Source organism: Mesorhizobium sp. LjRoot246 (assembly GCF_964254115.1).
GTDB lineage: Bacteria > Pseudomonadota > Alphaproteobacteria > Rhizobiales > Rhizobiaceae > Mesorhizobium.
Genome location: NZ_CAXUSN020000001.1, coordinates 3,004,851 through 3,023,993, shown reverse-complemented (window position 1 = coordinate 3,023,993; position 19,143 = coordinate 3,004,851). Strand labels below are relative to the sequence as shown.

Genomic DNA, 19,143 nt, shown 5'->3' with positions numbered 1-19,143 from the left:
GGAGATCCCGAAAACGATGTGTCGAATGCCGGGCAGGGTCATCCCTTCGGCAGATACGGGATCGTACCGGCCAGATCGGTGTTGTCGATCATCTGGAAACGGCTGTCGCTGCCGCCCTGACGGGCCGAAACGAAGGGCGCATAGGCAGGATCGGTGGTGAAGGCACGCGCCGCCGCTTCCGACGGGAACGCCATCAGCGCGATCAGCGTGGTGTCGAGCGGCTTGCCCTCAAGCGTCTTCACATTGCCGCTGCGCGACAGGTATCGGCCGCCATGCTTGTGGACGAGGTCGTGCACCGAGGCGGCATAGGCCGGCACCCATTGCGGGTCGTTTATCTTGATGTCTGCGATAACGTATGCGGTCATGGATGGTCTCCTGGTTGCGGCGCACAGGGATATCCCGTGCAACCGGCCAAAGGGCTCGCATGGCAGGCCCCTCGCCAACCAGTCCGCGATCTGTACTGGGGCAGTACAGTTTCCGTACTGGCCGCCTCATTCATGAAGGCCTAATATTCGGTCAGGTTTGAGGGAGAGGCACCAATCATGACCCAGCACGGATATAAACAATTCTGCCCGCTATCGATGGCCGCCGAGGTGCTGTGCACCCGCTGGACGATGGTGCTGATGCGCGAACTGGTGGCGGGTTCGACCCGTTTTAACGACCTGCGCCGCGGCGTCCCCAAAATGTCGCCGACCCTTCTGTCGCAACGGCTGAAGGAACTTGAACTGGCCGGGATCGTCGAGCGCAAGGAAGTGCCGGGCGAAAAAGGCATATTCGAATATCGGCTGACGGAAGCCGGCCGGGATTTGCGCCCGGTCGTCGAGGCGATGGGCTTCTGGGGGCAGAAATGGGTCGAGTCCCGGCTGTCGCTGAAGAACCTCGATCCGTCGTTGCTGATGTGGGACATGCGGCGCAATCTGAACCCCTCGCCGCTGCCTGAAGGACGCACGGTGATACAATTCCTGTACCAGGACCTGCCGGCGTCCAAACGCTCGTGGTGGCTGATCGTCGAGAAGCACGGCGAGGTCGATCTGTGCTGGTACGATCCGGGCTTCGATGTCGACCTCTACGTCTCGACCGACCTGCACACGATGACGGCGATCTGGATGGGAGTGCTGACCGTCGAGAAGGCCGGCGCCAAAGTTGCCCTGACCGGCGACCAGGCCATCGGCAAGAAGATGCAGACCTGGCTCGGCCTCAGCCCGTTCGCGGTGGAGCCCAAGCGCGCGGCGTAGCAACGGGGATTGGAGGGCGGCGATCAGGCACCGCTAGCGGCGGCCTTCCCGTCCGCCTCAGGCGCGCTTATCCTCATAAGCCTCGATCAGAGTTGCGAGAACGTCGAAGCGGTCACCATCGGGAGAGCCGACCTCCGGCTCATTCTCGAAATATCTGGTGATTTCGGCAATCGCCCAATCGTAATCGGCTTCGGTCTCAATGGGTCGAATGTTTTCCATCACACCCTTCTCCGGATTGTTTCTGTCATACTCTTTGTGCGTCCCGACGAACAGGTGCACCTCCTGACACTTGTCAGGAAACGGGTGGCGAGGCCGCGCTCGGTCGGCTTCAATGCGGCCATGTTCATCGCCCTGGCCAAGAATCTGAAAGCCATGCCGCTGCAGGTTGCCGACGATCCGCGCTGGGCGCGTATCGTCGCGCGCGACAAGTCGGCCGACGGCGCATTCTGGTATTCGGTGGCGACGACCGGCGTCTATTGCCGTCCTTCCTGCCCGTCGCGGCGCGCCAACCCGAAAAATGTGCAGTTGCACGACACGCTGGATCAGGCCAGAGCGACCGGCTTTCGCCCGTGCCGGCGCTGCAACCCGGATGGCCCGTCGCTCGAGGCCGGCAAGGCGGCGATGGTCGCCAATGCCTGCCGCAGGATCGAGCAGAGCGAGGAAGAGCCGTCGCTCGCCGAACTGGCGGATGCCGCCGGCCGCAGCGCCGGCTATTTCCACCGCACCTTCAAGGCTGTCACCGGGCTGACACCAAAGGACTATGCCGCCGCGCACCGCGCCGCTAGGGTTCGTCAGGGCCTGCAGGACGGCGCCAACGTGACCACCGCGATCTACGACGCCGGCTTCAATTCGAGCGGGCGTTTTTACGAGAAATCGACCGGTATGCTCGGCATGACGCCGACGCGCTATCGCGCCGGCGGCGCCCATGAAGAGATCCGCTTTGCCGTCGGCCAATCCTCGCTCGGCACCATCCTTGTCGCGTCCAGCCAAAAGGGCGTCGCCTCTATCCTGCTCGGCGACGATCCCGACGCGCTGGTGCGCGACCTGCAGGATCGTTTCCCCAAGGCACGGCTGATCGGTGGCGACCGCGACTACGAGGCACTGGTCGCCCGCGTCGTCGGCTTTGTCGAAGTGCCGGCACTCGGCCTCGACCTGCCGCTCGACGTGCGCGGCACCGCGTTCCAGCAGCGCGTCTGGCAAGCCTTGCAAGACATTCCCCTCGGCCACACGGTTTCCTATGCCGAGATCGCGCAGCGCATCGGCGCGCCAAAGGCAACCCGCGCCATCGCCGCCGCCTGCGCCGCCAACAACCTTGCCGTCGCCATTCCCTGCCATCGCGTGATCCGCAAAGACGGCGCCCTGTCCGGCTACGCCTGGGGCGCGGAGCGCAAGCGCGCGCTGCTGGATCGGGAGGTCGACAATGCCAACCGGTCAATGCGGGCCTGACGAGGACCGGCAATGCGCGCGATGGCAAGGTCTCCCACCACCGATGCGACCAGCCAGACCCAAGCTGCCGGCAGCCGGAGTGCCGAAGGCTCGAAGTTACTGGTGATGACCGCCATCGGCGAGATGGTCGATCACGGCAGAGCCGAATGGAGCCGCACCGTGACCGGCGAGATTGAGCTGCGGTTGTTGACGGGTGAGGTGTTTTTGCTCGGAGAGGTTTCCGTCACGCGTGTCGCGTAAACGTCGAAGTGTGAATGGTTCAAAATTAGCGCTCTACGGCGCCCCCCTCTGTCCTGCCGGACATCTCCCCCTCAAGGGGGGAGATTGGCTGTCGCCGCGACCTCTGCCTACTCTAGCGTTGCAAGAAGGGAGCCGGCGCCAAAACTGCTAATCTCCCCCCTTGAGGGGGAGATGTCCGGCAGGACAGAGGGGGGCGCCGTAGAACACCTACCTTCGCCATCCATCTTCAAATCTGAGATTTGAATTTGAAAGCAAGCACCGGAGTGAGCACCAACCAGCACGCGCCTAGGGTTCAGGCACAAACACAGGAGTAAACGCAATGAACCTTATGCAAACCAATAGTCCGGCGACAACCTCCAACGCCGCCGCCCTCGACGCCATCACCTACGCGATCGGCGAATCCGCGATCGGCAAAATCCTGGTGGCGCGCAGCGATATCGGCGTCTGCGCCATCCTGATCGGCTCGCACGCCGATACGCTGGAACAAGACCTTGGCGATCGCTTCCCCGGCAAGATGCTGGTCGAAGACGAGATCACCTTGCGCGGCGATCTCGCGGCAATCGCGCGCTTCATCGAAACGCCGGACGTCGGCCTCGATCTACCGCTCGACATGCGCCGCGGCACGCTGTTCCAGCAGCGCGTCTGGGAGGAGCTGCGCACCATCCAGTGCGGCACCACCGTCACCTACACCGCACTGGCCCGCCGCCTCGGCCAGCCGACCAGCGCCCGCGCCGTGGCGACCGCCTGCGCCGCCAATGCGATAGCGCTCGGCATTCCCTGCCACCGTGTCGTCCGCACCGACCGCACGCTGGCCGGCTACCGCTGGGGTGTCGAACGCAAACGTGCTCTGCTCGACAAGGAGGCTACGATATGAACGCCCATGCCAAAATTGCCACATCGGTGGTCCAAGCTGCCGAGACACGCATCGCCGGTTACGACTGGCCGGCGCTTGCCGCCGAACTCGACGGATTCGGCTGTGCGGTGATCGAGAAGTTGCTGTCGCCGCAGGAGTGCCGGCAGATCGCCGGCCTCTACTCGGATGAGAAGCATTTCCGTAGCCACATCCATATGGCAAGGCACGGCTTCGGCAAAGGCGAGTACCGCTATTTCCGCTATCCCTTGCCCAACCTCCTGGGCGGCCTGCGCAGCGCGCTCTATCCCAGGCTGGCCGAGGTCGCCAACCGGTGGAACGAGCGCATGGGCCAGGCCATGCGCTATCCTCCAACGCATGCCGAATTCCTCGAAGAATGCCATGCCGCCGGCCAGACGCGGCCGACACCGCTGTTGCTGCAATATGTGCCCGGCGACTTCAACTGCCTGCACCGGGACCTCTATGGCGACCTCGCCTTCCCGCTGCAGGTGGCGATCCTGCTCTCCGAACCGGGTCGGGATTTCACCGGCGGCGAGTTCGCGCTGACCGAGCAGCGGCCGCGCATGCAGAGCCGGGTCGAGGTGGTGCCGTTGCGCCAGGGCGATGCCGTGGTCTTCGCCGTCCACAACCGGCCGGTGCAGGGAACCAAAGGCAATTACCGCGTCAATCTGCGCCATGGCGTCAGCCGCCTGCGCTCAGGCATGCGGCACACGGTCGGCATTATTTTTCACGACGCGAAGTGAAAGTGACGAGGATATCTCAAGGTCGCGGGTGTGACGGATCGCCAACCCTCGCCATTAGCTGATTGGCGCGTAGCGGTTGACCACCATGCCGCAGGCATAGGCCTTCGAGCCTAGCAGCCGCAGCGTTTGAAATCCGCCCTGATCGAAAATCCGGCGGCCGGCACCCAGCACCGCCGGGTTGATGAACAGGTGGAACTCGTCGACCAACCCGGCCGCGATCAGCGCCGACGCGAAGCCGGCGCCGCCGAACACGGCCATGTTGCCGCCCTCGCCCGCCTTCAGCGCTTTGACCTCGCGCGGCAGGTCGCCGCTGGCGACCGTCGTCCGCTCCCAGGCCGATTGCTTGAGCTTGTCGCTCAGCACCACCTTCCGGGCGTCGACGACGCGTTGCGCGAAAGCGTAGAACGGATCGCGCGGAAATTTCTTCGCCGCGTTGCCCCAATGGGTGAGATAGCCCTCCTGCGCCATCTTGCGGCTGAGCAATATGGTGTCGATGCCAGCGAAGATAGCGTTGAAATCCTGCTTCAGCGCCTCGTCCCAGGCGCTGTCGTCACCCCATTCCCAGAGCTGCCAGGGATGATCCTCCTTGGCGCCGACAAAGCCGTCGACCGACATCTGCATCTGAAGGATCAGCTTTTTCATCGTCGTTCTCCTCGGTTCATCGCGGCCAATGCAAACGGTTTACATTTGGAACCATTGACGCAATGCCAAAATGGTGTCAATTGCAAAGTGATTTAAAAACGGAACCATAAATGTCGACGCGCGAAAAATCCGGCTGTCCGATCAACCTGTCGCTCGAACTCGTCGGCGACCGCTGGACGCTGCTCATCATTCGCGATCTGGTCTTCGCCGGGAAAAGGCATTTTCGCGAATTCCTGCAATCCGACGAAGGCATCTCCTCGCGCACGCTGGCCGAGCGGCTGCAGACCCTCCAGGACGAAGGCATCCTCACCCGCAGCGACGACCCGACGCATGGCTTGAGAACGGTCTATCGGCTGACCGAGGCCGGCATCGACCTCTTGCCGGTGCTGGCGACGCTCGGCGTCTGGGGCAGCAAGCACCGCAAGGCTGACGATAAGCTGGCGCGGATCGCCGAAGAACTGGCGGCGGGTGGCGAGGCTGCGCTGGAACAGACGAAAGCGGCGCTGCGGAGGGAGCATCTGGCTGCCAGCCGAAGCCCGTCAGACAAGCGCTGAGGCCGAACCCATGCAGGGCGTCGCTACTACGCGGCGCCCCGCCGCAATAGTCATCGAGCATCATACTCATCATGAAGACGCACCCAATCGCCCAGCGTATGGGAGGGTCCATTTTCATTGCGGCCCATCGGGGTCAGGTCGAGATAGCTGTATGTACCGATCAGGTTCTCGCCGCCACGTCCTCGTACCTGGAAAGTACAAAAAATCTCGCCATCGCCGTCTTTGTAGAAAACGGTGGCACCGCCGCGATCTCTCCCTGTCATCGCGACCTCTTCGAAATTGAACAGCACCCTTCCCGAGGCGATCTGGTCCTCCGTGAACGATACCTGGAAGTCAAAATTGAAGTCACTCCCGAATGACGACACCCAATCGAACTGCCAATTCATCCGCGCCTTGAAGTCCAGCAGTTCAGCAAGCGGAGCGCGCGAGCACACGACGAGGGAGACATCGTGATGCATCAGATGCAGATTGGCGGCGTCGATGTGATCTGAGAGGAAGGAACAGCCGGTGCAGCGATAATCTGCATTGGGCGGAAACATGAAGTGATAGACGATCAACTGGCTACGGCCCTCAAAGAGGTCAGAGAGCGATCTCCTCCCTTGCGTCGTATCGAATTCGTAGGGCTTTGCGATTCGCAGCCAAGGTAGTGCTCGCCGGTCTGCCGCAAGCTGTTGACGCTGGTGCGTGAAAGCCTTCTCTTTCTTGAGATGCGCCTTGTGGACTTCAAACCAGTCCCGGTAAGGCGAGATGATGTGGTCTGTCATGTCGTTCTCCTTCTCACGCTAACGCCTGCATGAAAGACGTTGTCGAAAGGAACAATCCGACAACAGCCGTCCGATTTCCAAGGAAAAGGGTGGGTGTGTGAGAACGCCGATGCGTGGTCTCCTTGACAATCACCCCCTTTTGTTCTCTATTTGTTCACATCTATCAGCAGCTGCGGATGTGCGGTCGGATGGAAACGACAGCCACCATCCTGCATGCCGATCTCGACGCCTTCTATGCCTCGGTCGAGCAGTTGCTCGACCCGTCGCTGCGCGGCAAGCCGATCGCGGTGGGCGGCGGCGTCGTGCTCGCCGCCTCCTATGAAGCGCGCGCTTTCGGCGTGCGTGGCGGCATGCCGGGGCGCAAGGCGCGCGAACTCTGCCCGCAGCTGATCTTCGTCGGCGGCAATTTCAGCCACTACCAGCGGCTGGGCGACGCGGCGATCAAGGTGCTCGACGATTTTACCCCGCTGGTCGAGCGCATCTCCATCGACGAGGCCTTTGCCGACGTCGCCGGCTGCACGCATCTGTTCGGCTCGCCGCAAGAGATCGCAACGACCATCCGCCGCCGCGTGCGGGCTGAACTCGGCCTGCCGATCTCGATCGGCGTGGCGCGCACAAAGCACCTGGCCAAGATCGCCTCGCAGGTCGCCAAGCCCGACGGGCTGGTGGTGGTCGAACCCGGCAGCGAGACCGCCTTCCTGCACGATTTGCCGGTCGGGCTGATGTGGGGCGTCGGCCCGGCGACTAGGGCGCGGCTGGCCGAAATCGGCATCGAGACGATTGGAGAACTGGCCAGGACGCATCGTGGTGCGCTGACGCGGCTGCTCGGTCCTGCCGCCGGTGAAAAGCTGTCGGCGCTGTCGTGGAACCGCGACCCGCGAAAACTGGAGACCAAGCGCCGCGCGCATTCGGCCGGTGCGCAATCGGCGCTCGGCCAGAAACCCGCCGTGGCGCGGGTCATCGTACCCACTCTGCTGCATCTGGCCGACCGCGTCGCCAGCCGGCTGCGCGCCAAGGCAAGGCCCGGCCGCACGGTGACGGTGCGCGTGCGCTTTGCCGATCTCCGCGCCGTCACCCGTTCGATCACGCTCGACCAGCCGATCTCGGCAACCACGATGCTGGCCGAGATCGCCGGCGATCTGGTGCGCGGCGTGCTTGCCGACCACCGCCAGGAGAAAACGATCTCGCTGCTGGCAATCTCGGTGTCGCATCTCGAGGAAAGCCTCGAGCTGCAGCTTGAACTGCCGCTCGGCCTCGCCGACGAGAAACGCCGGCCCGGCACGAAAAAAGGTCTCGCACGCTTCGGCGCCGACCGCGCCATCGACAAGATCCGCGAACGTTTCGGCAAACAGGCCGTCGGCTACGGCACGGTGGCACTGGAGGCCGCGCGCTCGGTGCCCGACGAATTCAGGGAGTTGGCGGAGAAGGAGCTGTGACGGCGTGGCCGACTTTCGTTTGGCTTCTAACCGAATTCGTTCTCGCTGTTCTCAAGAACGACGAGGCGACAATATCGTAAAAAAAACAATTAGAACAATGCTTTGCGCAGCAAAACAGACTATTGAGACGAAAGGCTTCGTAGAAGCTCGGCGGTCGCTTTGTCACCGGCCTTCTGTGCTACTTGCAACATTCGACGCATAACCTCCGACCGATTAGCTCCTAGCCGTTCCGCAACGCTGTCAAGAAATGTGCGTACACCTTCGTCAGCCCGGAAGTGCATGCTTTCGATTTTCTTATCCACAGACAAGCCCCTTCACATCACGGCTGGCAAAGGCTCGCGTGCTGCTCCGCGGTTTCGCCATATCAAAAGCTGAACGGGGCGATCCTCGCGATATGCATTCCATGCCTTGATGCTGATCGCGACACGTTCCGCCTCCGCGAGGCGCACGCGGTGCGATGCGCGCGTGCGGATAAGCCGCTCGCGCAGATGGCGTACCGGACTTTGCTCGGCGAGTTGAACGCCATCAATCAGGCGCGCAAAAAACTCATCGGCGCGTGCTGCGTCGCGCCCTGCAAAGGTGCAATGGAGTGCGGCTGCAATACCGCTCCCCATGATTTCTCGAATAGCGGCGACATGCTTGAGGCTTGTGCGAATACTAGGGTTGAGTTCGAGTAATTCTAACAGTTCACCGTTGGTGGGTGATGAGTTTGCAGCGAGTACGACGCCGTTTCGGATCATCCAAAGCCAGCGCAGGGCAGAAGCCAGGATGATGGTGTGATTTTCACCCCGTTCTCGTAGAATATCGCTTGTCGAGCGGCGCCGCCCAATGTCAAGGGAACTGAATGTGTCTTCGGCCAGTCCCTCGACGATAATAGCCGGAAACGGATGCTTGGCCTTCTTGGCCGCCTCGAGGCGATGCTGGCCGTCGAGCAACCGACCGTCCCTTGCAACCTTGATGGTTTGCCCATTAAGGCGCCAGCGATCTGCCATCATGTCACGGGCGTATTTGTTGATGACCGACGCAGACACGTGGCGGTTTGGGCCACGATCAGCAAGCATCACTTCTGCCATTTCCGGCGTCACCATTACGGCACGCACTTTAAGCGCGTGCGCTTTTGCCCCCTGATTGACCGGGCCGCTCTTGCTAATAATGCGGCTAAGCGGCCCCCAATCTGGCTCTGCCTCAAAACGAGGGAAAGACTCTCGCTCGGCTCCGTATTTAAGGTGCTTGATTGGCCTGCCTCGATAAAAGGCATTCCAAGCTTTGATGGCTATGGCGAGGATATAGGATTGCTTGCGGGTACCACCCTGTCCGCGCAGAGTACTTAGTGCCGCGCGAAGCTGGAGAATGGGACTGTTGGGATTCGTTGTCACCGGCTCACCGACCTGAGCGACGAACTGATCGGCTTTGTCGGCGTTGACCTTGCTAGCGAGATGATGAAGGGCGATCGCACAGCCGTGAGGAAGAAGCGGCATCGACCTTAGCGCCGGAAGAACGCTATCTCGAATCTCTGGAGCCTGTTCAAGCACCGCGAGCAGAACTGTAGGTGCTGGAGATTTGCCCGATCCTGGCGTTCCTCCGGATTGGTAGCTCCAGATGATGCGGAGTGCCGAGGCGAGAGCGCGACCGTGAATTTCGTTCCGAATCGATAGAACATCTGCAAGGGTGCGTTTACGGACTGAATCGATGGTTTCAAAGGTATCTGGCTGAACACCGCGGACTAATAAGGTCTCGAAAGAGCTGGCGGAACGCACGCAGGCATGAAGTCTTGCGCGACCATCCAGAACTCGTCCATCTGTTGCAAGCACGATCGGCGAGCCATTTAGCACCCAGCGTCCTTCTCGCATGTCGCGTTCGAAGGCTTGCAGTATCGCCTGATCGATGCGGCCATTCCCAATTACGCGCTGAAGCATGCCTGCGGCAATTTCAGGCGTAATGCGTTCGACGCTCGAAATAATGCCAGAGAGCTTGTCCATGATGGGCCTCCTACAGCCCATTTTAAGCCAATGATTGATACGCGATAAGCCGAGATCGTGCCGAACATTATTAGGAAATTTATCACGCGTCTTCCACGTAAGGAACCAGTAGGTCGAGTCCGCGAATTTGTGTTCGGAAGCAGTGACTCACGGGGTTTCTTGGGCGGGTTCAACACATGCGAGGCTCCTCCACATATGGCGGGATAGGTTGGCTCGACATTGAGTTTTGTAGAACAAGTCGAGTGACATCCATCGTTCACATACGCTCGATTTAGCTGGAAGCGACCGAATCCTTGTCGACTGATCGATCTTAGAGCACAGCAGCAGGCAACCGCTTTCAGACGCCCGTTTGGCACGCTTCGGCGCCGACCGCGCCATCGACAAGATCCGCGAGCGCTTCGGCAAACAGGCCGTCGGCTACGGCACGGTAGCGCTGGAAGCGGCTCGCTCGGTGCCCGACGAGTTCAGGGAACTGGCGGAGAAGGAGCTGTGAGCGCTATTTGCCGGTGCGCCAATAGCGATGCACCTTGACGCCGCTGGCACTTCCCCCATGCCAAGGCTCGCAGGCGATGCCGTCCTTGTCGGCATCATGCGTCGGCCAATAGCCGGGCTCCCCCCTGTGCGCGGAGGCAAGCCCGACAGCACGGGCGGCAGTGCAGTTCGGGAACGCCGCAAGGTGCCTCAGCACCGAAAGAGGCGTATCAAATCGAATGCCGACGAAGCCATAGATGATATAGCCCGACAACAGAATGAACGGCGCGAACAAAGCCACCCATCCCAGCCTGCCAAGGCGGCGACGGTGATAGGGTGAAGGCCATCGCAAGAATGGCAGGAGCATTCCCCGCCAACTCCCCAGTTGGAGTGCCCGAACCAGACTAGCTCTACCCAGATACAGTAGCAATAACGCCCATCTCCGAACGGTTTCCGGCGTTCAGAGCGCGGCTATCGGTAGCGGATAGTGAACTTCAGTCCTATGCCTCGCCGTCCCAGTACCGCCTCACCGTTCCCATGTCGAAAATGCCGTCGCGCCGGCGCAGGGCGTCGACCGCCATCTTGTTGGAATCAGGATAGACGCAGACCTCATTGAGGTTGTGCTCGCCGATCATCAGATAGCGACATGGCCCCGTGCCGCTGTTGAGGAAGGAATGCCCGACAGCCAGGCCGGCTGGAAAGCAGACATAGTCGCCGGCTCTCATTTCGTAGCGCTCCTCGCCAAGCAGCAGCGTCACCTGCCCTTCAAGGATCAGCGCGTGCTCCTCCTCCAGCATGTGGTAGTGCCGGGGCGCCAGGCGCATGCCGGGGGCCGGCGCTTCGATCAGCATGCCGACATGATAGTCGGACCGTCCCAGCGCGGCATAAGTCAGGTGCCTGGACCGGCCGCCGAACCGCGGACCTTCGCCCTCGACCTTCCATTCGACGGCATCGCTGGCGATCGGCGGGATCGGCGCGGCGGCCGCCTTGGTGACGCCGGCCGTCACATCCGACGGCAACGGATCGCCAGCGGCGAGGCCGGTGTTCTCACCGTCCCAATAAGTTCGGGTTGCCGCGAGATCGAAGATCGCGCGGCGGCCCAGGGCGCGCACCAGCACCTTGTTGGAGGCGGTGTAGACGACCACTTCGTTCGGGTTGCGCTCGCCGACGATGACATAGCGGCACGGTGCGTCGCTGGTGTTGATCAGGCAATGCCCCGCCGCGGCACCCGCGGGAAAGCAGATGTAGTCGCCGGCCTTCATGGCATAGGCCGCGTCGCCGACATAAGCGGTAAGCGTCCCTTCGAGGATGAAGACATGCTCTTCCTCGAAAATATGGTAATGCGCCGGCGAGGTCTGCTTGCCCGCCGGCAGTTCCTCGATCGCCACGCCGACACGGTGGTTTTCGCCAAGGGCGGCCAGCGACAAATGCCGGTAGCGCAGGCCAAAGCGCGGCACATCGGACCATTCCGTCCACGGCAGGTCATCCGATGCGAAGGGCAGAGGCGGTTTAGCTTCGTCCACCATTGGGGCCTCCTGGTTCTGTCGCCCCGCCCTCGTCGCATGTTGCTAGAGGGTCCACGACAGAACAAAGCTGCCAGCTTCCGGATAAACCGCCAAGCGGTGTTCGCGACGCTCCTGACAAAGCCGGACAGAAGTCGCTCGCTTCAGTTCCTGATCGCCTTGCCGGCTTGCTGCAGCAATTCGAACGCCGCGAAGCGCTTGGCATGCCAGCCGGCCAGCGTAGCATCGGGATGATAGACCTCGCCGAGTTCCGACATGCCGGCCATCGCCGCCGTCACATCGGGATAGGTCCCGGCGGCGACAGCGCCCAGCATCGCCGAGCCGAGCAGTACCGGCTCCGGCGACGTCGAGGCCACCACCACCATGCCTGTCGTGTCGGCAAGCAGTTGGCGCACCAGCGGGCTTTGGCCCGCGCCGCCGCTGACGACGATGGTGTCGACGGCAATGCCCTTGTCATGCTCGGCTCGCACGATCTGGCGGGCGCCATAGCCCAGTCCGCAGACCCCGGCGACATAGAGCGCGACCAGGCTGTCGAGGCTGGTGTCGAGATCGAGCCCGGCAATCAGCGCGCGCGCGTCCGGGTCGGCGAAAGGCGCGCGGTTGCCGAGGAATTCCGGCACCACATGGATGCCGCCGACCAGGGCCGGCGTGGCCGCTGCCCCGTTGCGGCTTTGCGCCTGCAGCGACAGCCAGGCGCTTAGGCTGAGCCCCTCGGCCTGTGCTTTGGCGCTTGCTTCGCCGGCCGCCGGATGCATGCGCACCAGATGATCGATGGCAGCACCGGCCGCCGATTGGCCGCCCTCGTTCAGCCACAGGCCCGGTACCATGGCCGAGAAATACGGACCCCAGACGCCATCGACAAAGGCCGGCTCGGCGGTCGACGACATGGTGCAGGCCGAGGTGCCGAAGACATAGGCCATGCGCGACAGAACGCTGCCGAACTCGCCGCGCGCGCCGACGGTGCCGACGCCACCAGCATGCGCATCGATCAGCCCGGCCGCCACCGCGGTGGCGGGGTTGAGACCAAGGTCCGCTGCCGCTTGCGCGGTCAGACCGCCGCCAAGTGCGGCACCCGCCGGCGCGATCTCGGTGCCGATGCGCGCGAATGCCTCGTCGGCCAGCGCGCCGAGGCCTATCTTGCGGAAATAGGTCTCGTCCCAGCGGCTTTCATGCGCCAGATAGGTCCATTTGCAGGTCACCGTGCAGACCGAGCGCGCAAGGCTGCCGGTCGCCCGCCATGTAAGGAAGTCGGCGAGGTCCATGAACTGCCAGGCGGCATCGAAAGTGGCGGGCAGGTTTTCGGCCAACCACAGAAGCTTCGGCGTTTCCATTTCCGGCGAGATGACGCCGCCGACATAATTCAGCACCGCCTCGCCGCTGCGATTGATGCGACGCGTCTGCTCGACCGCGCGATGATCCATCCAGACGATGATGTTGCGTTCGGGATTGCCGGACGGGCCAACCGCCAGGGGCACGCCGCCCTCGCCCAGCACCACCAGCGAACAGGTGGCGTCGAAACCGATGCCGGCGATCGCCTCTGGCGCCACGCCCGATTGAGCGATCGCTTCCCGCGTGGCCGCGCACACCGCCCGCCAGATGTCGTTGCTCGACTGCTCGACGATGTCGCCAGCCTCGCGCCAGACCTCGATGTCCCGCTTGGCCGAGGCAAGCAGGTTTCCCGTGCGGTCGAACACCCCAGCCCGCGCGCTGCCGGTGCCGACGTCGATGCCGAGGAAATTGGGCATGGGGAACCTCCGGTTCAGGGAGTAGGGAGTAGGGAGTAGGGAGTAGGAGATTGGCGAGCTGAAATGGGGAACAGGAAGCGTTTTCGACAGCAAGGTCGTGCCTACATCTTCCCCTACTGCCTACTGCCTACTGCCTATTCCCTACTGCCTATTCCCTACTCCCTCACAAATCATTGCTCTGCGGCAAAATCACCAGATCCCGGATCGTCACGTTGCGCGGCCGGGTCAGCATGAACATCACGGCTTCAGCCACCTCGCGCGGCTGCATCAGGCCGCCGGCGGCGAGTTCCTCTTCGAGCTTGGCCTTCGGCCAGTCGTCGACCAACGCCGTCACCACCGGCCCCGGTGCCACGGCACCGACGCGTAGGCCGTGCTTGGCGACCTGCCGGCGCACCGTGTGGACGAAGGCTTGCACCGCGTGCTTGGAAGCCGTGTAGATCGGCTCCCACACCACCGGCACCAGCCCGGCGATCGAACTGGTGACGATGATGTCGCCGGTCTTGCGTTCGATCATGTGCGGCAGCACCGCTTGGATCGATCGGAAGCAGGCATTGATGTTGAGGTTGAGCATCCGATCCCAGACGTCGGGATCGCCGTTCGCCACCTCGCCGCCGACATAGGCGCCGGCATTGGCATGAAAGATGTCGAGCTGGCCGGCCTTCTCCAGGATCTGCGGCATCATGGTGGCGACGCTTGCCGGCTGCATCAGGTCGATCACCAGCGGGATCGCCTTCGGACCGAGCTCCGCGCACAGTTTGTTCAGCGTCGCCTCGGCGCGGTCGACCAGCACCACGGTGGCGCCGGCCGCCAGCATATGCCTGGCGCACTCGAGGCCGATGCCTGACGCCGCGCCGGTGACGGCGGCAACTTTTCCGGACAGTTCTTCGCTCATGTCTTGCTTCCTGTTGATGGGTTCAGGCCCGGCCATGCGAGACACGCGAGCGGCGTGCCAGCGAGTCGACGATGACCGCGATGGCGAGCACGGCGCCGGTGATCATGTACCGAAGCGACGAGGACAGATCGAGCAGCGTCAGGCCGCTGGCGATCGACTGGATGACGATAATGCCGAGCAGTGCCGAATAGGCGCTGCCCCTGCCGCCGAACAGGCTGGTGCCGCCGATGACGGCCGCCGCGATGGCGTTGAGGTTGACGTCGCCGGTGCCGGCCTGTTGGCTGGCGGAAGCAAGGCGAGCCGCCGATAGCACGCCGCCGAAAGCAGCCAGCATCGAACACAGCACGAAGGCGCTGGAATAGATCAGCCGCACATTGATGCCGGCACGCCTTGCCGCCTCGCGGTTGCCGCCGACCGCCGACATCGAGCGGCCCCATTTCGTCCGCGTCAGCGCGTAGTGCATTGATATGACCAGGCCGACGAACAGGCCGAACATCCACGGAATGCCGCGCGCCTGGTTGAGGTAGAAGACGATTAGTTCGAGCACCACCGTGATCACCACCGTCCGTGTAACGATACCGCCGATCGACGGCGCCGACAGATTGGCGGCGCGGCGGCGCGCGACGGTGCGCAGGCCGGTGACCAGCATGACGATGCCGGGCACCACCGCCAGAGCGAACGAGACGAATTTCGGCATCATCAGCAGCTGGCCGAAATTCACCAGGTTCGAACCGTAAGGCAGGTTGATCGAGCCGGTCGAGCCGAGGATGTAGAGTTGCAGGCCGAGCACCGCCAGCAGGCCAGCCAGCGTCGAGACGAAGCTCGGCATGCCCAGCCGATTGAACAGCAGCGCATAGAGCGCGCCGATGAAGCCGCCGACGGCGACGGCGGCGACGATGGCGAGCGCCACCGGCCAGCCCTGGTTGACCCACAGCGTGCCGACCATCGCCGAGGCAAAGCCGCTGATCGAGCCGACCGACAGGTCGATCTCGCCGACCATCAAAACGCAGACGATGCCGAGCGCGATGACGCCGACGGTGGAGCAATCGAACAGCAGATTGACCAGGTTGCTGCTCGACAGGAAGATCGGGTTGATGCTGGCGAACACCGTCCAGATGATGACCAGCCCGACGATGACCGGCAGCGAGCCGAGATCGCCGGAGCGGACCCGATCGAAGAACCTGCGGATGGCGCCGCCGATCCCGGCCTCATGCTTGACGCGCACATCGGCGCGGTCGAGCTGCGGCGGCACGGGGGCGGCCTGTTGCACGTCGCGGCTCATGGGCGTGGCTCCTGGGTTTGCCGGCGCTCGGCGCGGCGCGACACCGAATTGTTCGACGCGCCGGTGATGGCGCTGACCAGCTCCTGGTTCGACGCGTCGGGCGTAAAGATGCCGTTGTTGCGGCCAAGCCGCAGCACGACGATGCGGTCGGCGACGGCGCGCACGTCTTCCATGTTGTGGCTGATGATGACAACGCCGAGGCCGCGATCGCGCACGCGCTCGATCAGGTTGAGCACTTCCGCCGTCTGCGCCACGCCGAGCGCCGCCGTCGGCTCGTCGAGCAGGATGAGCTTGGGTTCGAGCAGCAGCGAGCGGGCGATCGCCACCGTCTGGCGCTGGCCGCCCGACAACGACGCGACCACTTCGCGCACGCTTGGGATGCGCGCCGACAGCTCGTTGAGCAGCGTCCAGGCGCGCACTTCCATCGCCACCTCGTCCAGCCGCAGCGGGCTAAGCTCGCGGCCGAGGAAGATGTTAGCGACGATGTCGAGGTTTTCGCACAGTGCCAGATCCTGGAACACGGTAGCGATACCGAGCGTCAGCGCGGCACTCGGGTCGGCAAGCGTCACCTGCTTGCCGCGATAATTAATGGTGCCCGAACTCGGCTGATGCACGCCGGCCAGGATCTTGACCAGCGTCGACTTGCCGGCGCCATTGTCGCCGACCAGCGCCACCACCTCGCCGGCGTGGACATCGAGATCGATGTCGGTCAGCGCCGAGACGGCGCCGAAATGCTTCGAAATGCCCCGCAGGCTGAGCACCAGCTCGCCTGCCGGAACCGGTTCGTCCGGGATATCGATCATGCCTGGAGCACCTTTCAAAGACCGGTTCAAAAGCAGTAAGCGCTGTCTGGCCGCCGAGCGGGTGGCCAGACAGCGGAGCGGGCAAGGGTAGCGGTCAGTTCCCGATGCCCAGCTTCTTGCAGCCTTCCGCGTAACGATCGACGCAGAGTTCAGCCGCGGTGTTGATCTTCTTGTCGATGATCTCGGCCTTCAGGTTTTCCTGCGTCACCACCGCCGGCGTGAACAGCTGCGAGGGCGTATCGTACAGCGTCATCTCGGCCTTCGGAGTCTCGCCCGAAAGCAGCTTAATGGCGACGTTGGCAGCGGCCGCCGCCACGATCTCGCTCGGCTTGGAGATGGTGTTGTACTGGTCGCCGGCGATGATCAGCTGCAGTGCCGCGATCGTCGCGTCATTGCCGGTTACCGGCGGCACCGGATCGACGCCGGCCGCCTTGAACGCCGCGACGGCGCCGCCGCCGGTGCCGTCATTGGCGGCGACCACGCCGAGGATTTTCGGCCCGAAGCGGGTGATCTGGCCGCCGGCCCATTGCTGCGCCTTCGGCGGCGCCCATTCCGGCGTGTCGTATTCGGCCAGTATCTGGTAGCCGCTGTTGTCGAGGCCTGCATGGATGCCCTTCTTGATCAAGCCGGCCGCCGCATCGGTCGGCGAGCCGTTGATCTGCAAGACGCCGCCGGTGGCCGGATCGACTTTCAGCGCCTTCAGGTGCTCGACCAGCGAGTCCGCGATGGCCTTGCCGATGCCTTCATTGTTGAACGAGACATAGAAGTCGGCCGGTGAGGTCGGGATCGGCCGGTCGTAGGCGATCACCTTGATGCCCTGGCTCTGCGCCAGCTTGACCAGCGAGGCGGCGGCGGTCGAGTCGACGGGATCGAGCACGATCGCCTTGGCGCCCTGCGAGATCACCGAGTTGAACTGCTGCTGCTGGCGCGAGGCGTCGGCATCGGCGTTCTGGTAGAGCACCTTGCAGCCCGGGCACAGCTTCTTCATCTCGGCGGCGAAGCCGGGATAATCGTGCTGTTCGTAGCGGGTCGAGGCCTGGTCGGGCATCAGGAAAGCGACGGTCGCGTCTGTGACTTCGGCGGCCCGTGCGATCGCGGCGGTGCCGGCCAGCAGCGACAGCGCAAGCGCTGCCATGCCGGCGGACTTGATTGAAAGTTTGGTCATTCGGTCTTCTCCGTTTCTGGATATGGTTGTAAGAAGGTCGTTGACTGCTTTGGTGCGGAGACACGCGTCCGCCCTCGCCCCCAACTGCAATTGGGAACCAGGACCCGGCGCCGGCCTTTTCGAGCCGCGCCGACATCCTCCGCTAAGCGGAGGAAATTTGAGACAAGCGCTCTCCATCGCGAACCGCTCCATGGTTCACGTCGTCATGCAAAAGAAAAAATCCTCCCTTGGTTCCTCCCTGGCTCCTCCGTTAAGCGGCTTTGCCCGCGTTGATGTTGTCGGCCAGCAGGCGCCTGAAACGCGAGGGCGGCATGCCCTTCTCCGCCAGGAACTGCCGGTTGAAATTGGACAGATTGTTGAAGCCGACCTCGTAGCAGATGTCGGTGATCGAGGCCTGCTCGTCGCTCATCAGGATCTGGCAGGCGAGGTTGATGCGCAGCCGCTTGACATACTGCACCAGCGACATGCCGGTGTGGCGGCGAAACGAGCGCGAGAAGGCGCCGGTCGACTGGCCGGCGATGGCAGCCAGATCCGCCTCATCGAACAGCTGCGTCAGGTTTTCCCTGATATAGGCGAGCGCCTTGTTCATGCCGGCGGTCATGTAGCCGGATGGGTCGGGCCGGTAGCTGGCGCTCGCCAGCAGCTGGAATTCCTGGGCGCGGCTGAGCAGGCCAGCGATCATCATGAACAGCTCGATACGGCGCACACCCTGAGCCTGCATCATCTCTTCCATCAATGGCGCCAGCGCCTTGCTGGTGCGGCTGGAAAACAGCACGCCGCGCCGCGATGCCTCGAGCAGAGGCCCAAGCCCCGCCAGTTCGGGCAGCACATGCATGGCGTCGCCGATGAAGCTTTCGGAGAACTGGATGATGCGGCCGCGCAGCGGGATCGAACTGTCCCTGGGGATGTCGCTGACCCAATTGTGCGGCAGGTTCGGCCCCGTCAGCACCAGATTGCCCGGCTCGAACTCGCCGATGAAGTCGCCGACGAAATAGCGGCCGTTGGTGAAGATCACCTGATGCAGTTCATATTCGGGATGGAAGTGCCAGCGCACCGTGTGGAAGGGGTAGCCATGCGACCACGCCTTGAAGGACTCACCGCGTCGTATCTGGACAACTTCCAGGTCCGGTTCCATGTCCGCTTCCTCCCGGGCCGGTACGGATCGTTGCCGCATTCGGCCCAAATTCCCTAAACCGGCCGAATTGGTTTCGGCTCTGCATTTCGAGACCACGGTACCGGCTCATGACAACAGGCGCCACCACGATTCGGGGCAACGGATGATACTTTTTTAACCGGGAGAGCATGCTCAGAGGCGATATTCGGGCAGGATGGGGCAGCATTGCTGACGCGCC

The 19,143-nt window shown here is 63.1% G+C and carries 21 protein-coding genes; 8 read left to right on the top strand and 13 right to left on the bottom strand.

Going from position 1 to position 19,143, the window contains the following annotated elements; translation table 11 throughout:
• Positions 1-38: 38 nt before the first annotated feature.
• Complete coding sequence (locus tag ACSQ3L_RS14555; RefSeq protein ID WP_127383465.1) at positions 39-365, bottom strand: DUF1330 domain-containing protein; 327 nt, start codon at positions 363-365, stop codon at positions 39-41.
• A gap of 177 nt (positions 366-542) precedes the next feature.
• On the opposite strand from ACSQ3L_RS14555, the gene ACSQ3L_RS14550 reads away from it, so the two are divergent.
• Positions 543-1,235 (top strand): winged helix-turn-helix transcriptional regulator, encoded by a 693-nt coding sequence (locus ACSQ3L_RS14550; protein WP_436160585.1) that lies wholly within the window; start codon positions 543-545, stop codon positions 1,233-1,235.
• Between the two features lie 57 nt (positions 1,236-1,292).
• Here the strand turns inward: ACSQ3L_RS14550 and ACSQ3L_RS14545 are convergent, their stop codons facing one another.
• Positions 1,293-1,514: a transcriptional regulator gene (locus tag ACSQ3L_RS14545; RefSeq protein ID WP_436160584.1), complete on the bottom strand. Its 222-nt coding sequence runs from the start codon at positions 1,512-1,514 to the stop codon at positions 1,293-1,295.
• A 60-nt stretch (positions 1,515-1,574) separates the two neighbouring features.
• Here ACSQ3L_RS14545 and ada point away from each other — a divergent pair, with 60 nt between their 5' ends.
• From ada to ACSQ3L_RS14525, 4 genes are all read left to right on the top strand, one after another.
• Complete coding sequence (gene ada, locus ACSQ3L_RS14540; RefSeq protein ID WP_436163440.1) at positions 1,575-2,681, top strand: bifunctional DNA-binding transcriptional regulator/O6-methylguanine-DNA methyltransferase Ada; 1,107 nt, start codon at positions 1,575-1,577, stop codon at positions 2,679-2,681.
• Between the two features lie 12 nt (positions 2,682-2,693).
• Positions 2,694-2,921, top strand: a complete 228-nt coding sequence (locus tag ACSQ3L_RS14535) for a hypothetical protein (RefSeq protein WP_436160583.1) — start codon at positions 2,694-2,696, stop codon at positions 2,919-2,921.
• Between the two features lie 319 nt (positions 2,922-3,240).
• The gene (locus ACSQ3L_RS14530; RefSeq protein WP_436160582.1) at positions 3,241-3,795 is read left to right on the top strand and encodes a methylated-DNA--[protein]-cysteine S-methyltransferase; all 555 of its coding nucleotides are present in this window, start codon (positions 3,241-3,243) and stop codon (positions 3,793-3,795) included.
• Positions 3,792-4,535, top strand: a complete 744-nt coding sequence (locus ACSQ3L_RS14525) for a 2OG-Fe(II) oxygenase (RefSeq protein WP_436160581.1) — start codon at positions 3,792-3,794, stop codon at positions 4,533-4,535. Before ACSQ3L_RS14530 ends, ACSQ3L_RS14525 begins: the two co-directional genes overlap by 4 nt.
• Before the next feature lie 54 nt (positions 4,536-4,589).
• Here ACSQ3L_RS14525 and ACSQ3L_RS14520 read toward each other — a convergent pair whose 3' ends face one another.
• On the bottom strand, positions 4,590-5,177 hold the full coding sequence (locus ACSQ3L_RS14520; RefSeq protein ID WP_436160580.1) for a dihydrofolate reductase family protein: 588 nt from the start codon (positions 5,175-5,177) through the stop codon (positions 4,590-4,592).
• 110 nt (positions 5,178-5,287) lie between these two features.
• On the opposite strand from ACSQ3L_RS14520, the gene ACSQ3L_RS14515 reads away from it, so the two are divergent.
• Positions 5,288-5,731 (top strand): winged helix-turn-helix transcriptional regulator, encoded by a 444-nt coding sequence (locus ACSQ3L_RS14515; protein WP_436160579.1) that lies wholly within the window; start codon positions 5,288-5,290, stop codon positions 5,729-5,731.
• Positions 5,732-5,781: 50 nt separating this feature from the next.
• Here the strand turns inward: ACSQ3L_RS14515 and ACSQ3L_RS14510 are convergent, their stop codons facing one another.
• Positions 5,782-6,495, bottom strand: coding sequence for a DUF899 domain-containing protein (locus ACSQ3L_RS14510; protein ID WP_436160578.1), 714 nt, complete (start codon positions 6,493-6,495; stop codon positions 5,782-5,784).
• Between the two features lie 188 nt (positions 6,496-6,683).
• On the opposite strand from ACSQ3L_RS14510, the gene dinB reads away from it, so the two are divergent.
• Entirely contained in the window at positions 6,684-7,931 is a 1,248-nt protein-coding gene (gene dinB, locus ACSQ3L_RS14505) for a DNA polymerase IV (RefSeq protein ID WP_436160577.1), read from the top strand.
• A gap of 314 nt (positions 7,932-8,245) precedes the next feature.
• Here the strand turns inward: dinB and ACSQ3L_RS14500 are convergent, their stop codons facing one another.
• Positions 8,246-9,910 (bottom strand): hypothetical protein, encoded by a 1,665-nt coding sequence (locus ACSQ3L_RS14500; protein ID WP_436160576.1) that lies wholly within the window; start codon positions 9,908-9,910, stop codon positions 8,246-8,248.
• A gap of 349 nt (positions 9,911-10,259) precedes the next feature.
• Between ACSQ3L_RS14500 and ACSQ3L_RS14495 the strand changes: the two genes are divergently transcribed.
• The gene (locus ACSQ3L_RS14495) at positions 10,260-10,403 is read left to right on the top strand and encodes a hypothetical protein (protein ID WP_436160575.1); all 144 of its coding nucleotides are present in this window, start codon (positions 10,260-10,262) and stop codon (positions 10,401-10,403) included.
• 3 nt (positions 10,404-10,406) lie between these two features.
• Here ACSQ3L_RS14495 and ACSQ3L_RS14490 read toward each other — a convergent pair whose 3' ends face one another.
• From ACSQ3L_RS14490 to ACSQ3L_RS14455, 8 genes are all read right to left on the bottom strand, one after another.
• Entirely contained in the window at positions 10,407-10,682 is a 276-nt protein-coding gene (locus ACSQ3L_RS14490; RefSeq protein ID WP_436160574.1) for an excalibur calcium-binding domain-containing protein, read from the bottom strand.
• Positions 10,683-10,881: 199 nt separating this feature from the next.
• A complete protein-coding gene (locus tag ACSQ3L_RS14485) occupies positions 10,882-11,907 on the bottom strand; it encodes a cupin domain-containing protein (RefSeq protein WP_436160573.1) in 1,026 nt (341 codons plus the stop codon).
• A 140-nt stretch (positions 11,908-12,047) separates the two neighbouring features.
• On the bottom strand, positions 12,048-13,649 hold the full coding sequence (locus ACSQ3L_RS14480) for an FGGY-family carbohydrate kinase (RefSeq protein ID WP_436160572.1): 1,602 nt from the start codon (positions 13,647-13,649) through the stop codon (positions 12,048-12,050).
• Between the two features lie 163 nt (positions 13,650-13,812).
• Complete coding sequence (locus tag ACSQ3L_RS14475) at positions 13,813-14,541, bottom strand: SDR family oxidoreductase (protein ID WP_436160571.1); 729 nt, start codon at positions 14,539-14,541, stop codon at positions 13,813-13,815.
• 22 nt (positions 14,542-14,563) lie between these two features.
• Positions 14,564-15,823: a sugar ABC transporter permease gene (locus ACSQ3L_RS14470; protein ID WP_436160570.1), complete on the bottom strand. Its 1,260-nt coding sequence runs from the start codon at positions 15,821-15,823 to the stop codon at positions 14,564-14,566.
• Entirely contained in the window at positions 15,820-16,626 is an 807-nt protein-coding gene (locus tag ACSQ3L_RS14465) for an ATP-binding cassette domain-containing protein (protein WP_436160569.1), read from the bottom strand. Before ACSQ3L_RS14465 ends, ACSQ3L_RS14470 begins: the two co-directional genes overlap by 4 nt.
• A 94-nt stretch (positions 16,627-16,720) precedes the next feature.
• Positions 16,721-17,791: an ABC transporter substrate-binding protein gene (locus tag ACSQ3L_RS14460; protein ID WP_436160568.1), complete on the bottom strand. Its 1,071-nt coding sequence runs from the start codon at positions 17,789-17,791 to the stop codon at positions 16,721-16,723.
• A 250-nt stretch (positions 17,792-18,041) separates the two neighbouring features.
• Positions 18,042-18,926, bottom strand: coding sequence for a helix-turn-helix domain-containing protein (locus ACSQ3L_RS14455; protein WP_436160567.1), 885 nt, complete (start codon positions 18,924-18,926; stop codon positions 18,042-18,044).
• Between the last annotated feature and the right edge of the window lie 217 nt (positions 18,927-19,143).

Coding starts and splice junctions, on each gene's coding strand:
- ACSQ3L_RS14555 (WP_127383465.1), bottom strand. CDS start 365: ATGACCGCATACGTTATCGCAGACATCAAGATAAACGACCCGCAATGG.
- ACSQ3L_RS14550 (WP_436160585.1), top strand. CDS start 543: ATGACCCAGCACGGATATAAACAATTCTGCCCGCTATCGATGGCCGCC.
- ada (WP_436163440.1), top strand. CDS start 1,575: ATGTTCATCGCCCTGGCCAAGAATCTGAAAGCCATGCCGCTGCAGGTT.
- ACSQ3L_RS14535 (WP_436160583.1), top strand. CDS start 2,694: ATGCGCGCGATGGCAAGGTCTCCCACCACCGATGCGACCAGCCAGACC.
- ACSQ3L_RS14530 (WP_436160582.1), top strand. CDS start 3,241: ATGAACCTTATGCAAACCAATAGTCCGGCGACAACCTCCAACGCCGCC.
- ACSQ3L_RS14525 (WP_436160581.1), top strand. CDS start 3,792: ATGAACGCCCATGCCAAAATTGCCACATCGGTGGTCCAAGCTGCCGAG.
- ACSQ3L_RS14520 (WP_436160580.1), bottom strand. CDS start 5,177: ATGAAAAAGCTGATCCTTCAGATGCAGATGTCGGTCGACGGCTTTGTC.
- ACSQ3L_RS14515 (WP_436160579.1), top strand. CDS start 5,288: ATGTCGACGCGCGAAAAATCCGGCTGTCCGATCAACCTGTCGCTCGAA.
- ACSQ3L_RS14510 (WP_436160578.1), bottom strand. CDS start 6,495: ATGACAGACCACATCATCTCGCCTTACCGGGACTGGTTTGAAGTCCAC.
- dinB (WP_436160577.1), top strand. CDS start 6,684: ATGGAAACGACAGCCACCATCCTGCATGCCGATCTCGACGCCTTCTAT.
- ACSQ3L_RS14500 (WP_436160576.1), bottom strand. CDS start 9,910: ATGGACAAGCTCTCTGGCATTATTTCGAGCGTCGAACGCATTACGCCT.
- ACSQ3L_RS14485 (WP_436160573.1), bottom strand. CDS start 11,907: ATGGTGGACGAAGCTAAACCGCCTCTGCCCTTCGCATCGGATGACCTG.
- ACSQ3L_RS14480 (WP_436160572.1), bottom strand. CDS start 13,649: ATGCCCAATTTCCTCGGCATCGACGTCGGCACCGGCAGCGCGCGGGCT.
- ACSQ3L_RS14475 (WP_436160571.1), bottom strand. CDS start 14,541: ATGAGCGAAGAACTGTCCGGAAAAGTTGCCGCCGTCACCGGCGCGGCG.
- ACSQ3L_RS14470 (WP_436160570.1), bottom strand. CDS start 15,823: ATGAGCCGCGACGTGCAACAGGCCGCCCCCGTGCCGCCGCAGCTCGAC.
- ACSQ3L_RS14465 (WP_436160569.1), bottom strand. CDS start 16,626: ATGATCGATATCCCGGACGAACCGGTTCCGGCAGGCGAGCTGGTGCTC.
- ACSQ3L_RS14460 (WP_436160568.1), bottom strand. CDS start 17,791: ATGACCAAACTTTCAATCAAGTCCGCCGGCATGGCAGCGCTTGCGCTG.
- ACSQ3L_RS14455 (WP_436160567.1), bottom strand. CDS start 18,926: ATGGAACCGGACCTGGAAGTTGTCCAGATACGACGCGGTGAGTCCTTC.